The sequence below is a fragment of the Paenibacillus alkaliterrae genome (genome assembly GCF_021532375.1).
Taxonomy (GTDB): Bacteria; Bacillota; Bacilli; order Paenibacillales; family Paenibacillaceae; genus Pristimantibacillus; species Pristimantibacillus alkaliterrae.
The window spans coordinates 34,861-45,419 of the sequence record NZ_JAKGAP010000020.1 but is presented as its reverse complement, the minus strand read 5'-3'; the positions used below and the strand labels follow the sequence as shown (position 1 = coordinate 45,419).

The following is a 10,559-nucleotide window of genomic DNA, read 5'->3' as shown; positions in this document are numbered from 1 at the left end:
TTTGCTGCCTGACGGGAATTGGGGACTGATCCTAACGGCCTGCGCGATTTTGCTCGTCATTTATATCATTAATACGTTTTTGCAATATGTGGTCACATATTATACATTAGGTAGGTATGATTAATTAAAAATGACCTCTGTAATTCGAAACGGAAGCGTCTTGAATCGGTGAGCTCCTTCACCAGTCTCCTGGTCACATTCAATAACTACACTGTCAAAAAGCGTCTGCATCCATTCTTTACGTGACAAATTATCAAGGTTTGGCCAATATTTATTTAATTCGACAAGGTTGTCTATCGTTGTAGGATTAACCCCAAGATCATAGGATCGCGCATCTTCTAATGCTTTCTTGATAATCATTTCTTGCTCATCATCTTCACGTTTGCGCGCGCGGAAATCCGTCTCGCTAATCATATCTTCAGCAAACATATACTGCCACTTTTTGCGACGTTCCGTAATGATACGCAATTCTTTAAGCAGTTGTTCCTGGTCGGCAGCTTGATTTCGATTAGACGCTTGGATTTCATCAATTCCAGCAGCTACTTCTTGTTGAGACAGTAATACACTTGTGACATGGGACATAATCATTTCCTCCGCTACCACCTGACGGAGCATAGGCATGTTACAGCCTTGTCCTTTTTCTCGGTTGTAACATTTGTATACGCGAATAGGTTCATATTTGGTCCCGTCCGCTCTCCGGTTCGTGTATGTGCTTCCTTTTAGTTTGCTGCCGCAGCGCGCGCACCGGAGTATGCCCACAAACCAATAATCAGCTTTACGCGAGTTTCCGTACTTTACGCGTTTATTCATTCGCTCCATGTGCTCCTCAAACTCTTCCCATGAATAAATAGTGGGGAAGCTCGATTCCGAAATCATCACATCGGCACGATCCCCTTTCTTGCGGAAGCCATATTTCCCTTGCTTATCCTTAGAGCCGAACCTTATCTTCCCGGCGTAGATAGGATTTTCAAGCGTGTACCCAATCATGGTAGGGGACCATATCGCATCGTCACGCCTTTTCATGCCCCGGGAGTTTAGATACATCGCCGTATTCCGCAAACCGTTACCAGCCATATATAATCGCCTGAGTTCACGCAATGTAGTGTATTCCTCCGGTACGATGTGCATGGTTTCTCCATCCCAGGCGTATCCGTAGGGAACAACTCCCCCGGGCCAATTACCCTCTCTGACTAGCTGCTCTTTACCGAAACGGACGCGCTCCCCAAGATTAGCCCGTTCCCATTCAGCCAGGGACGCAACGATATTAATGAACAGCCGGCCCATCGCAGTGGTCGTATCATAAACCTCGGTAGCTGATCGGAACTTAATATTCTGTTTGTCAAACAAGTCCAGCAGGGCGTGTAAGTCACGTACCGAGCGCGTAAGTCTATCCAATCTGTAGACGAGTAGAACGTCGAACAAGCCCTCCCCAGCGTCTGAGAGCATCCGTTTCACTTCGGCACGATTCAAGTCCTTTGCAGATTCGCCTTCCTCAATATAGGTTTCGACTATTTCCCAATCCTGAGAGACAGCGTAGGCTTTACATCGGTCGATTTGAGCGTCAAGAGAATAACCTTCCTCCACTTGAGCTGAAGTACTTACACGGACGTATATAGCTGCTTTCATGTTGTTCCTCCTAATAAAGAAGCCCCTAGAGAGGGGCGTTGTTATCAATTCCATTGGAACGTTCATATGCGTAATAAAGCACAGATTTAGCTATCGATATTTCAAACATCATTATTGGAATACGGAGGACAAAGTAAACGACTCCACCTTCCCACCAATTTGTTGCAAAAACAATGATCATTAAAACCAATAACGCCAGGTTGGAAAATACTTCTATGGTTTTACTATAAACACCAAAACCATATCTGCCTATTCCATTGGCTATTCCGAATAAAACACTAATTATAATAAAGGTATTCCACATAATTGTCGGCATAAAGAAATTCCCTGCAATATTTATGATTACAGAGGAACACTCAGAGTTTGCTACATAAAGACAAATAAAGATAAGAAGGTGTCTGAAAAATGGATAGTTTTCTTTCATTGGCAAAGAAGTATTTATAAAAAAAGAAAATATAATAGAAAGTACGTAGAATGTAAACCAATTGTAATCAAACATATAAAAAATAATGGATTGGAATATAAACGCAATTGTAAATAACCATAAAAATCTAAAAAATAAACCAGTGTAATATCCAGTTTGCGTACCCGGATTCATATTACAAACACTCTCCCGACAATATTCCCCATCGGTTGGGGGATTGGCTATAAATCCCTACGTATTTGAATCACTTTACCTATAATATGTATTTGTTTAGCTGGATAAATCTGAGTTTCGTAAGTTGTATTCGACGGGATCAGCACACACATACCGTCCTGGCATTTTACCCTTTTCAAGGTAGCTGCTTCACAATCGATCGCCACAACTGCTATATCCGAAGCTGTGACGTCTTCATCCATAGCTACAATTACCTTATCGCCATTAAATATGTAATCGCCTGCCATGCTGTCACCATTAACGACAAGCACGAAACCACGCCTACCGCGCAACACCTCAGGTTCAACTAATTCGTATCCTTCTGTATGTTCACTCATGAGGATTGGTTCACCAGCCTTTATTGTCCCTAGCACGGGTAATCGTATCATGTTAGAGGGATCGTAGGGGATGGCATTATGTGGTAACTGTTGAACTTCGTTGCGACCAACTAAATGATCTATTGATACCTCAAAGAAGTCAGCTAATTTTTCTAAGGTTGCATACTCTGGTACTCTTCTATTTATCTCATATTGTGCGTAGGTACTCCTAGTTAAATGTAACCTATCCGCAATGTCTTGTTGTGTAAGTTTTTTCTTCTTTCTTAATAGTACGAGTGTTTCCCCAAGCATCTAATTTCCTCCTTCCAATGACCTATAAATAGCGCAACATCATCAACAATTATATCGTTGCATCAAGCGACAATAAACAAATGGGGCGATTATTAACATCCTCCAAAAATACTATTGACTTTGTGGCAACATGCAACTATACTGTGGTCATAGGGCAGTTGCTTCAAGCCACAAAACATAAGGGGGGTGATAACGTGAAACAAAAGCGCGATTGGTTGTCTGGTCTAAGGAACCATCAAAAACTAACCCATCAAGACGTTGCGGACTTAGCGAAAATCGACCGTTCCTTCTACACTCAAATTGAAAATGGGGATCGAAACCCAAGTGTAGAAACCGCGCAAAAGATCGCAAACGCCTTGAAGTTTGACTGGACCATTTTTTTTAACCATAAACGTGGCATAAAGCCACAAAATAAAACGGCGTAGGAGATGAGGATAAAGTGAAATTAGTATTCGTCGAAAACAACCGTCCAGTAACGGACAGCCTTACGGTAGCTGAAACATTCGGTAAAGATCATTCCCGGGTAATGAGAGACATTCGCGAGCTCGGATGCAGCGAAGTGTTTCGGGTAGGCAATTTCGCCGAGTCGGTTTATCTAAATCAGCAAGGAAGAGAAACACCAAAGTTCCTGATGACCGAACAAGGATTTGCACTACTGGCCATGGGATACACCGGAAAGAAAGCAATGAGCTTCAAAGAACAATACATCCTCGAATTCGATAACCTCCGAATTCAACTAAGTAACAAAGTTGAGGTGATGAGCGAACGCAAAGCATTGATCCAATCGCTCAAACTAACCGCCGAACTTGCTGATGAAGTCGAGGAAATCAAAGACCTTACGCAAGCCAACAGTCAAAGGATATTCGAACTAGAAGCAAAAGTTGACGAACAAATCACGTTGGATAGCGGTGATCAACGCAAAGTCCAGAAGGTTGTTGCTCGTAAGATTTACAGCATTGAAGTCGACAACAAGCAACGCAGTCAGTTATTCCGTCAGCTCCACCGTGAAATAAAAGACCGCTGGGCCGTACCGAGTTATAAAGACATCCGCAAGCACGAACTGGATGGACTTATGAACTATATTGAAGCATGGCGCCCGATAGCCACCTAGGAGGAACGCGAGATGTTCTATATCAAGACAGAACACGGCGGGAAGCAAATAAAGGTTGAAATCTTCGGTGACGAGATATACACCATTTGTTTCAATTGCGGTAAAGAAATACAAGTTGATGATGAAACGCTGCGAGAAGTCATGAAGGATGGTGATTTATCCTCAACGTCACTTAGCTGCTGCAGCAATAAAAAGCCCGAATTAACAGTAATCAAATAAGGAGGCATAACCCATGCAATACGATCCATCTGTAGTAAAAAACCAACCCAGCGACCGCTGCCGCAAGAATATGGCGTTACTCGTTGCAAAAGAAATCCTCAAACGAGCAGCCAAAGCTAATCAAGGCGCATGAAACACGCTCTATACGTAACCCAGCAAGCTTTAAAGGACTATGCGGACGCCAGCTGGCACCAACGTCTGAACATCATGACGGAGTATTTCGAGAATGAGCTGCCGGTTGTGGTGGAGGAAATGAAACGCAAATTGGAGGGTGAACAGTAATGGGATTTTTTAAAAAAACGAAAGAAGAAGCATTTGCGTATGCTCGCGAGAGAGCTCAACGACTTGGTTCTGATCAGCTTGTTATTGTGGTTGACGGTGGTTATCGCGTAGGAGGAGAAAAGACAATCTCTCGTTTCTTCCCGAATTTCCTAGGGTGGTATGTAAGACCAATTTATTAAGAGGAGGCATAACCATGGAAAACCCAATCATCGCCGCAGGAGAGCGACAGAACAACCGCATACCGATTCGTTATCCTCGCATTGTGATGAATCCCTGCGAATGCGGCGTAGGAGAAGCGGTAGCAGTCTACAAAGGCAAGCAGAAACTTTGCATAACCTGTCTGGAAGGAATATTGGAGGTGGAACTTATATGAACAAAGTCCAGCCAGTATGCGGTCCTAAACCAATCGTTCGCAATCCCCAGCAAGGCCAACCATTTGAGAGAAAAGGAGAGGTTAGAGTATGAGTGAAAAAGTGAAGCTGCCACGTGAAGTGGCGAGAGCGCTCAACTACGCACGTAACCGCCTAGGATGGACGGATGGGAATATTCTTGTTCGAACAATCAGAGGTGATTGGGAATCCGCAGAGATGCAGCCACTCAACGAATTCGTACAGTCAGATGACGATCGGATTTTAATTGCTGCCGCTCTTGTCAACGGCTATGAAGTAGAAGAAACGCACGTAGTCGAAATATGCCATATTCCGTATAAGTTAATGAGGAGGTAAATGTATGAAAGCTTGGGATCACTTGGAATCACAAATTGCTGAATTTATACAGGATTTAAACGGTCGAGGTTGGAAAAATGAAGAAATCGAGCAATCGCTCTCCAACCGGCTGTACTGGGTAACAGAAGCACCATTCCGCGGCGAAGTCTTCAACTACGAATCAGCTCGCTTCACCCTTCATCAGCTTTGCAACATTGTCGATATGCTCACCGGTTCAGATCAATCGTTTGTAGACGAGTTGAGAGGGCATATCAACTCACTTCTGAATGTGGGCTATGAGCAGGAAGTTGTTGCAGCTGAGATGCAGCGCGAACTTGTGTGGAGCTTGAAACAATCGATTGATAAAGGAGAGGTAGCATGAATCACATTTCGCCTTGTTGTCACAAAGAAATCATCGTCAGGACGCACGTTGAATTCCCATTAGGAGGTCGTACCTGGGGCATGAGCTACAAATACGATGCTTGCGCCGGATGCGGAAATGAGGTTGAGGAATATGTCCATGCTTGCGAAGAGTGCGGAGAAGTTAGGTGTGAATGCGACGCCGGAACAGTATCAGTGGTTGGCTCGGAAGATGTTAAGCAGACCGAACAGCCGGAGGTTGGTTGAAATACTGGTATTGAGCCAACATTTTCGAATGACAGCACAGAAAAAAGGCGTAGCTCGAACTACGCCAGTCGGGAAATAACGAAATATGGTACGTCCATCATACCCCAAGGAATGAGGGATTTCAAATGCCAATTATTGAGCATGAAGGCGAAAAATACCTACAAGTCATGGCACACTCAGCTGTTAGGCCGTACGGTAACGATCGGTTAAAGGTGCTGACTTTTGAAGAGGATGGCACGGTGCAGTGCAAGTCGCGGACCGTTCCTCATCGGTTGTTTGATGCTGTTGCAAGTATATACGAAAGGAACGTTTGAGCCATGGAGAAGCGCACAGCCTTAGTGTTGCGCCACAAGAAAACGGGGCTCTATTACGACAAAATGAACGGTCATGGTAAAGAATTGTGGCAGGCGCGGCGTTTTATGAACGAGGAACAGCTGGCGGTATGGTCGGAGGCATCCATCTACCGCCCGGATGATCCCGATGAATATGAGCCGGTTGTAGTTGAAATGAGCATACAGGAGGTAATGAAATGAGCGTAACAAAGAATCTGTATCAAAAGATTAGCGCGGTTATGAAGGACATTCAGTACTTACAGAAAGATGATAACGTTTCGACCGGGAAAAGCGGGTCCTACAAAGCCATGTCAGAGGAAAAAGTTACGCAGACGGTAAGAGAATCACTTATCGAGCATGGATTAATCATTTTGCCCGTTGCACAAGCACATAGCCGTAGCGAGTTGATTGACCGGGACGGCGTGTTAAAAGGCTATCTTAGTACCGTTGATACGCAATACAAGATAGTCGATATCGACACAGGTCAATTTGAGCTACTGGCATCCAGCGGCACGGGAGCTGACACGCAGGATAAAGGCGTGGGCAAGGCGATGACCTACAGTTACAAGTACCTGTTGCTCCGCACATTCGCCATTCCGACAGGTGACGATCCTGACAAAGTTTCTAGCGCCGCGCTCGATGAGCAGCATGAAGCCAGCAAACGGAAAGCGGCTGAGGAAGATGCGAAGCTGCTGCCTGAGTTAAAGGCGAAGTGGCAAACGTTAGCCGGGAACCTTGATGGATTCGATGATTGGCACGGAAAACAGCATAAAGCCGGTATCACAAACCAAATAATGAACCAAATGTTAACTAAAAAGATGATGGATAAGAAAAAGGAGGCTGTGTGATATGAACGTTGCAGCATTAGTGGGGCGGTTAACACGAGATCCTGATTTACGGTATACGAGTACGGGTGTAGCGACCTGTACTTTCTCCATCGCGGTTGAGGATCCATTCGCCAAGACAGACCCGAAAGCGGATTTCCTGCCGATTGTCACCTGGAAGCAGCAAGCCGAAGCTTGCGCTAATTATCTCCGCAAAGGTTCATTATGCTCCATTGAAGGCAGAATAAAGACTCGCAATTACGAAAACAAAGACGGACAGCGCGTTTATGTAACGGAAATTTTAGCAAATGGCGTTCGGTTCTTGGAACCAAAGAAAAACGGAGATCAACAATCTAGCAATCAGACTAGCAATCAGAATTCAGATAGTCGTAGCGACGAACCTCCTATTGATGATTTGCCATTTTAACAAGGAGTGAGCCTAATGGAAATCGCACAAGTAACCCAAGAAGTATACACCGCATCTAAACGCCTAGAGAAGGCCGCTAACGAACTCTACAAGCTGGGGGAAGCTAAGGCTTCCTCCGAGCAAGTATACCGCGTAAAGCTTGCTCAGGAGATGCTGAAGCTAAAGACAGAAGGAATGGCAGTCGGCATGATCTCGGACGTATCCAAAGGGAATGTCGGTGACTACCTTTTCAAGCGTGATTATGACGAGGTTCGATTCAAAGCAGCTCTCGAATCAGTTGATGCCATTAAGAGTCAGCTATCGGCGCTGCAGAGTATCTTGCGGTACCAGTCAGATTTTTAAGAAAGGGCGGTAGATATGGAATCACTACCTAAAAGATTTTCCGAAAAAATAGATTTTAGTGGCGATTGTTGGTTGTGGAAAGCCTGCATCTACAAAAATGGATATGGTCATTATTACTCCAACAAAAAACACGTATATGCCCACAGGTACTCATACACCCATTTCTATGGAGATATACCGGATGGAATGAACGTTCTGCATGAATGTGACGTTCGAAATTGCGTTAATCCAAGACACCTTTCTGTCGGAACACAAAGCAAAAACTTGCTGGATATGTACAAAAAGGGCAGAAGCGGAAAAAGAAATTTCCCAGTCGGCGATGATCATTGGAGCAAAAAAAGACCTGATTTAGTAAAACGCGGAGAATCAAATAACAAAGCAAAAGTTACTCCTGATATTGTACGGGAAATCAGAAACAGTTACAGAAGAGGAACAAATCGCAAGAGCGATCTTTCATACAACGGACTAGCAAAAAAATACGGTTTGACAATAAATGCCGTTAGAGAAATTGTTCTTCGGAACACATGGACTCACGTCGAATAACGTGTAGGAGGACAAGCTATGGGATTACCATTCCAACCGGTCCCGAAACCCACTCACAAACGAAACAAACCAACGGCGAAGCAGCGCGGGGCTATCAGCTCCTCTGTTCGCCAACAGGTCAACATTCGCTCCCAAGATCGATGCGAGAGATGCGGCAAGCACATAAGCAACGTTTGGACGCTTGAGCAAGCCCATATAAAGCGGCGGTGGACGATGGAGGGTAAATGTACCGCAAACGATCTCGTACGCCTCTGCGGTCCTTCTAGCGATTCTAGCACGTGCCATCATTTTGCAGATTATACAAGAGCCGGCCGGGAGTGGTTGGTAGAGTTTCAAACTAAACTTTTGGAGGAATCAACCTAATGAATAAAATCCCTGTAATGGTGTTGCGCAATAAAACGAATGCAGATAGGTATTTGGCGGCGAATATCGATGTGGGTGATTGGGACGATGAGAATCTAGACGTAACCATGAATGACATCCAAAACGCCTACATGATTGTCCGCAAAGATTTAGCTGTTCCGACTGTTTCTGATTTTGAGGAACACAAAGATTACCATGCAAAGTGGAAACAAATATTGACCAAAAAATACGGCAACGACGCTTTTATTTCAATGGACTTTGAAGGTGTGTGCGAAGCGTACGAGCCAATCAATATTGAAATCACAAAAGAGCAGTATGAATATGCCAAAGAGTTAATGGAGGAATCGGAATGAACCGTATAGACCACCAAAAAATCCTGCACGAATTAGCCCAACCTTACCTCCAAATGGCAGCAAGCAGCTTAAGCAATCACCTTGAGCGCGTGAGAGTAGATCCCGTTACTCAGACTATGGTCGAAAGCCTGATCCTGGCATTGAAGGACAAAAATGCTCTTGCAACAGAGCTTTCCGAAGAGAACGACAAACTAAAAGAGATGTTGAAGGAGCTGGTGAAATGAGTGAAATAACATGCCGATATTGCAATGAATCATCCGAGGACAAAGATATGATCGAAATGCCGTTACGCAAGGTGATTAACGGCGAATTGTTAACTACAGTGGTACATCCGATGGGGCGTAAACAATCTGAATTCATGTGCTTGGAATGCTTAAAAAGTGAGATTGAGAACTATGACGGGCGGTGGCCAAATGAGTGGTAATCTGCAGCAAATCATACAGAGAGCGAAAAGGGATATAGAACTCAAATACGTTTACGTCATGATGCCAATTCCGCAGCTACAGACTCTATTAAACGCCATAGAAGATTTACAGCAAGAAGTAGAAGAAAGAGACGATGCGATCAGCTACGCAATGAATCAAATCCAGATTAAAGAATCACATATCCGCAAGTTGGAGGAATCGCATGCCGCATCCTGATGAAAGTGGCAATATCCAGCAGTACAAAGTAACTCTGCGTGATACCTTTCGGGCACATTTAACGGCACTTATAATTCGCATTCTAAATTGGGACGCTGAAAGGTGGTACAAGAAATATGGAAACCGCTAACCTGGAAATATCGCACTGTATCGTAAATGTATCTTCTTCTTTCGAAAGTCACCGCTGGTTTGAGGGAAAAGTTATTGTGTTCGAAAACGGGAAATTGATTAACTTCAACGTCGATTTCCCTATGGAGGATATGAAGGAGCTCGGCGTATGTAAGAACCTCGGAAACTGGAAAGCTATCCGAGCTTGGGTAGAGACTGAGGAAGGGTTAGATTACATTGTTCGCAATAGGAAACGTAATTACTTCGATTTAGTAAGGGGAGGTTAGTCCCCTTTAGGTGGATCGGGGACATACTCCAGCAGGTCGCCAGGAGTGCAGCTAAAGAACTTACAGAGGGCGTTGAGCGTGTCGTAATCGATGCCTCCGCCCTCACCGTTGTATATTTTCGCAAGCGTTCGACGAGACACACCGGTTTCCTTTTCGAGCTGAGAGAAGCTTTTAATCTTATGTTTACCCATCATTTCAGACAATAACGGACGGATCATAACGTTCACCCATTCTTTATTAGTTAATTCTATAATACCCGTCCAGCTTAATAAGTAAACGATATAAGCCTAATTGGTAAATATATATACCAAAACGGTAAATATATGATACAATGATATCAAGACAAATACGGAGGTTGATCATATGAAACCAAAAGCTTTGCCAGTCCGATTCGATGAGAATGAGCACAAGAGATTGAAAGTGTTCTGTGCCGAGCATGGCATTTCGATGCAAGAGTTCATCATGAGAGCAGTTGAAGAGTACAAGAAAAAATGGGCGGTGTAA

The 10,559-nt window shown here is 44.2% G+C and carries 24 protein-coding genes; 20 read left to right on the top strand and 4 right to left on the bottom strand.

Annotated features, from left to right (window positions below):
* Positions 1–120: 120 nt before the first annotated feature.
* Genes L1N85_RS10940 through L1N85_RS10930 form a run of 3 tightly spaced genes read right to left on the bottom strand, consistent with a single transcriptional unit; the run spans position 121 to position 2,892 of the window.
* Positions 121–1,626, bottom strand: a complete 1,506-nt coding sequence (locus tag L1N85_RS10940; RefSeq protein ID WP_235237680.1) for a recombinase family protein — start codon at positions 1,624–1,626, stop codon at positions 121–123.
* A 25-nt stretch (positions 1,627–1,651) separates the two neighbouring features.
* Positions 1,652–2,224, bottom strand: coding sequence for a hypothetical protein (locus tag L1N85_RS10935; protein ID WP_235237678.1), 573 nt, complete (start codon positions 2,222–2,224; stop codon positions 1,652–1,654).
* A gap of 47 nt (positions 2,225–2,271) precedes the next feature.
* Positions 2,272–2,892 (bottom strand): LexA family protein, encoded by a 621-nt coding sequence (locus L1N85_RS10930; RefSeq protein WP_235237674.1) that lies wholly within the window; start codon positions 2,890–2,892, stop codon positions 2,272–2,274.
* Positions 2,893–3,086: 194 nt separating this feature from the next.
* On the opposite strand from L1N85_RS10930, the gene L1N85_RS10925 reads away from it, so the two are divergent.
* The 19 genes from L1N85_RS10925 to L1N85_RS10835 all read left to right on the top strand — a co-directional run bounded on the left by L1N85_RS10925 (position 3,087) and on the right by L1N85_RS10835 (position 10,055).
* Positions 3,087–3,317, top strand: a complete 231-nt coding sequence (locus L1N85_RS10925) for a helix-turn-helix transcriptional regulator (RefSeq protein ID WP_235237670.1) — start codon at positions 3,087–3,089, stop codon at positions 3,315–3,317.
* 14 nt (positions 3,318–3,331) lie between these two features.
* A complete protein-coding gene (locus L1N85_RS27575) occupies positions 3,332–4,003 on the top strand; it encodes a Rha family transcriptional regulator (RefSeq protein WP_235237667.1) in 672 nt (223 codons plus the stop codon).
* 12 nt (positions 4,004–4,015) lie between these two features.
* On the top strand, positions 4,016–4,222 hold the full coding sequence (locus L1N85_RS10915) for a hypothetical protein (protein WP_235237664.1): 207 nt from the start codon (positions 4,016–4,018) through the stop codon (positions 4,220–4,222).
* 129 nt (positions 4,223–4,351) lie between these two features.
* Positions 4,352–4,504: a hypothetical protein gene (locus L1N85_RS10910; RefSeq protein WP_235237663.1), complete on the top strand. Its 153-nt coding sequence runs from the start codon at positions 4,352–4,354 to the stop codon at positions 4,502–4,504.
* Entirely contained in the window at positions 4,504–4,683 is a 180-nt protein-coding gene (locus tag L1N85_RS10905; RefSeq protein ID WP_235237662.1) for a DUF2188 domain-containing protein, read from the top strand. Before L1N85_RS10910 ends, L1N85_RS10905 begins: the two co-directional genes overlap by 1 nt.
* A gap of 14 nt (positions 4,684–4,697) precedes the next feature.
* Positions 4,698–4,877, top strand: coding sequence for a hypothetical protein (locus L1N85_RS10900; protein ID WP_235237661.1), 180 nt, complete (start codon positions 4,698–4,700; stop codon positions 4,875–4,877).
* 88 nt (positions 4,878–4,965) lie between these two features.
* The gene (locus L1N85_RS10895) at positions 4,966–5,229 is read left to right on the top strand and encodes a DUF1642 domain-containing protein (RefSeq protein ID WP_235237660.1); all 264 of its coding nucleotides are present in this window, start codon (positions 4,966–4,968) and stop codon (positions 5,227–5,229) included.
* A 4-nt stretch (positions 5,230–5,233) separates the two neighbouring features.
* Complete coding sequence (locus L1N85_RS10890) at positions 5,234–5,590, top strand: hypothetical protein (RefSeq protein WP_235237659.1); 357 nt, start codon at positions 5,234–5,236, stop codon at positions 5,588–5,590.
* An 80-nt stretch (positions 5,591–5,670) separates the two neighbouring features.
* Positions 5,671–5,835, top strand: a complete 165-nt coding sequence (locus L1N85_RS10885) for a hypothetical protein (protein WP_235237658.1) — start codon at positions 5,671–5,673, stop codon at positions 5,833–5,835.
* A 317-nt stretch (positions 5,836–6,152) separates the two neighbouring features.
* Positions 6,153–6,368 (top strand): hypothetical protein, encoded by a 216-nt coding sequence (locus tag L1N85_RS10880; protein WP_235237657.1) that lies wholly within the window; start codon positions 6,153–6,155, stop codon positions 6,366–6,368.
* Positions 6,365–7,015 (top strand): ERF family protein, encoded by a 651-nt coding sequence (locus L1N85_RS10875; protein WP_235237656.1) that lies wholly within the window; start codon positions 6,365–6,367, stop codon positions 7,013–7,015. Before L1N85_RS10880 ends, L1N85_RS10875 begins: the two co-directional genes overlap by 4 nt.
* Before the next feature lies 1 nt (position 7,016).
* The gene (locus L1N85_RS10870) at positions 7,017–7,418 is read left to right on the top strand and encodes a single-stranded DNA-binding protein (protein WP_235237653.1); all 402 of its coding nucleotides are present in this window, start codon (positions 7,017–7,019) and stop codon (positions 7,416–7,418) included.
* Positions 7,419–7,433: 15 nt separating this feature from the next.
* Positions 7,434–7,760, top strand: a complete 327-nt coding sequence (locus L1N85_RS10865) for a hypothetical protein (RefSeq protein WP_235237649.1) — start codon at positions 7,434–7,436, stop codon at positions 7,758–7,760.
* Between the two features lie 15 nt (positions 7,761–7,775).
* Positions 7,776–8,303, top strand: coding sequence for an HNH endonuclease signature motif containing protein (locus L1N85_RS10860; RefSeq protein WP_235237648.1), 528 nt, complete (start codon positions 7,776–7,778; stop codon positions 8,301–8,303).
* A gap of 362 nt (positions 8,304–8,665) precedes the next feature.
* A complete protein-coding gene (locus L1N85_RS10855; RefSeq protein WP_235237640.1) occupies positions 8,666–9,019 on the top strand; it encodes a hypothetical protein in 354 nt (117 codons plus the stop codon).
* Positions 9,016–9,243, top strand: a complete 228-nt coding sequence (locus L1N85_RS10850; RefSeq protein WP_235237637.1) for a hypothetical protein — start codon at positions 9,016–9,018, stop codon at positions 9,241–9,243. The genes L1N85_RS10855 and L1N85_RS10850 overlap by 4 nt, the downstream gene beginning before the upstream one ends.
* Positions 9,240–9,443, top strand: coding sequence for a hypothetical protein (locus tag L1N85_RS10845; protein ID WP_235237633.1), 204 nt, complete (start codon positions 9,240–9,242; stop codon positions 9,441–9,443). The genes L1N85_RS10850 and L1N85_RS10845 overlap by 4 nt, the downstream gene beginning before the upstream one ends.
* On the top strand, positions 9,433–9,660 hold the full coding sequence (locus L1N85_RS10840; RefSeq protein ID WP_235237625.1) for a hypothetical protein: 228 nt from the start codon (positions 9,433–9,435) through the stop codon (positions 9,658–9,660). The genes L1N85_RS10845 and L1N85_RS10840 overlap by 11 nt, the downstream gene beginning before the upstream one ends.
* A gap of 116 nt (positions 9,661–9,776) precedes the next feature.
* A complete protein-coding gene (locus tag L1N85_RS10835; protein WP_235237617.1) occupies positions 9,777–10,055 on the top strand; it encodes a hypothetical protein in 279 nt (92 codons plus the stop codon).
* On the opposite strand, the gene L1N85_RS10830 is transcribed toward L1N85_RS10835, so the two are convergent.
* Complete coding sequence (locus L1N85_RS10830) at positions 10,052–10,273, bottom strand: helix-turn-helix domain-containing protein (RefSeq protein ID WP_235237614.1); 222 nt, start codon at positions 10,271–10,273, stop codon at positions 10,052–10,054. The two genes, L1N85_RS10835 and L1N85_RS10830, sit on opposite strands and share 4 nt — an antisense overlap.
* 145 nt (positions 10,274–10,418) lie before the next feature.
* On the opposite strand from L1N85_RS10830, the gene L1N85_RS10825 reads away from it, so the two are divergent.
* A complete protein-coding gene (locus L1N85_RS10825) occupies positions 10,419–10,559 on the top strand; it encodes a plasmid partition protein ParG (RefSeq protein ID WP_235237611.1) in 141 nt (46 codons plus the stop codon).

Bases quoted from the DNA above. Each gene is read 5' to 3' on its own strand.
- L1N85_RS10825 (WP_235237611.1), top strand. From the start codon at position 10,419: ATGAAACCAAAAGCTTTGCCAGTCCGATTCGATGAGAATGAGCACAAG.
- L1N85_RS10915 (WP_235237664.1), top strand. From the start codon at position 4,016: ATGTTCTATATCAAGACAGAACACGGCGGGAAGCAAATAAAGGTTGAA.
- L1N85_RS10890 (WP_235237659.1), top strand. From the start codon at position 5,234: ATGAAAGCTTGGGATCACTTGGAATCACAAATTGCTGAATTTATACAG.
- L1N85_RS10840 (WP_235237625.1), top strand. From the start codon at position 9,433: ATGAGTGGTAATCTGCAGCAAATCATACAGAGAGCGAAAAGGGATATA.
- L1N85_RS10865 (WP_235237649.1), top strand. From the start codon at position 7,434: ATGGAAATCGCACAAGTAACCCAAGAAGTATACACCGCATCTAAACGC.
- L1N85_RS10940 (WP_235237680.1), bottom strand. From the start codon at position 1,626: ATGAAAGCAGCTATATACGTCCGTGTAAGTACTTCAGCTCAAGTGGAG.
- L1N85_RS10880 (WP_235237657.1), top strand. From the start codon at position 6,153: ATGGAGAAGCGCACAGCCTTAGTGTTGCGCCACAAGAAAACGGGGCTC.
- L1N85_RS10875 (WP_235237656.1), top strand. From the start codon at position 6,365: ATGAGCGTAACAAAGAATCTGTATCAAAAGATTAGCGCGGTTATGAAG.
- L1N85_RS10835 (WP_235237617.1), top strand. From the start codon at position 9,777: ATGGAAACCGCTAACCTGGAAATATCGCACTGTATCGTAAATGTATCT.
- L1N85_RS10830 (WP_235237614.1), bottom strand. From the start codon at position 10,273: ATGATCCGTCCGTTATTGTCTGAAATGATGGGTAAACATAAGATTAAA.
- L1N85_RS10910 (WP_235237663.1), top strand. From the start codon at position 4,352: ATGAAACACGCTCTATACGTAACCCAGCAAGCTTTAAAGGACTATGCG.
- L1N85_RS10850 (WP_235237637.1), top strand. From the start codon at position 9,016: ATGAACCGTATAGACCACCAAAAAATCCTGCACGAATTAGCCCAACCT.
- L1N85_RS10860 (WP_235237648.1), top strand. From the start codon at position 7,776: ATGGAATCACTACCTAAAAGATTTTCCGAAAAAATAGATTTTAGTGGC.
- L1N85_RS10905 (WP_235237662.1), top strand. From the start codon at position 4,504: ATGGGATTTTTTAAAAAAACGAAAGAAGAAGCATTTGCGTATGCTCGC.
- L1N85_RS10855 (WP_235237640.1), top strand. From the start codon at position 8,666: ATGAATAAAATCCCTGTAATGGTGTTGCGCAATAAAACGAATGCAGAT.
- L1N85_RS10930 (WP_235237674.1), bottom strand. From the start codon at position 2,892: ATGCTTGGGGAAACACTCGTACTATTAAGAAAGAAGAAAAAACTTACA.
- L1N85_RS10895 (WP_235237660.1), top strand. From the start codon at position 4,966: ATGAGTGAAAAAGTGAAGCTGCCACGTGAAGTGGCGAGAGCGCTCAAC.
- L1N85_RS10845 (WP_235237633.1), top strand. From the start codon at position 9,240: ATGAGTGAAATAACATGCCGATATTGCAATGAATCATCCGAGGACAAA.
- L1N85_RS10935 (WP_235237678.1), bottom strand. From the start codon at position 2,224: ATGAATCCGGGTACGCAAACTGGATATTACACTGGTTTATTTTTTAGA.
- L1N85_RS10885 (WP_235237658.1), top strand. From the start codon at position 5,671: ATGAGCTACAAATACGATGCTTGCGCCGGATGCGGAAATGAGGTTGAG.
- L1N85_RS10870 (WP_235237653.1), top strand. From the start codon at position 7,017: ATGAACGTTGCAGCATTAGTGGGGCGGTTAACACGAGATCCTGATTTA.
- L1N85_RS10900 (WP_235237661.1), top strand. From the start codon at position 4,698: ATGGAAAACCCAATCATCGCCGCAGGAGAGCGACAGAACAACCGCATA.